The 437-nt window shown below is 62.0% G+C and carries 1 protein-coding gene; it reads right to left on the bottom strand.

Annotated features, from left to right (window positions below; all coding sequences use genetic code 11):
- Positions 1–437 (bottom strand): hypothetical protein (locus EOD15_RS36165; RefSeq protein WP_185929192.1); only part of this gene is annotated, 437 nt, incomplete at both ends.

The following is a 437-nucleotide window of genomic DNA, read 5'->3' on the forward strand; positions in this document are numbered from 1 at the left end:
GACAGAGCCGTTGATGTCCTGGTTGCGGATCATCTGGCAGGCGATCAGCCGGCCGTCAGTGCGCATCAGCCAGCCTTTCGAGGCGTCCTGATCGGTCGCCGGCTTCTGGTTGGCGCTGCGGATGAGATTGTCGGCCAGATGCGAGGCCAGCAGCGACACCGGGTCGGCGTTGAAATTCGTCGTTGCCGAGGTGACGGCTTCCGTGACGCGCAGCACCTGCTTGCCGCCCTGACCTGCGAAGGCCAACCCTTCCGGGTTGATGGCGACATAATAAACCTCGCCTTCCAGCTCGAAGGGCCGGCAATTGGGCTGGGCGCCGATGTTGCTGGCCGGGACGAAGTTCATCGGCGTGTTGCGCTCGATCGTCCGGTTCGGCACGAAATACATCGCCTTGTCGGTGAAGACGAACAGATAGGTCGATTCCTTGACGTGCACGA

Source organism: Mesorhizobium sp. M7A.T.Ca.US.000.02.2.1, assembly GCF_003996995.1.
GTDB lineage: Bacteria > Pseudomonadota > Alphaproteobacteria > Rhizobiales > Rhizobiaceae > Mesorhizobium.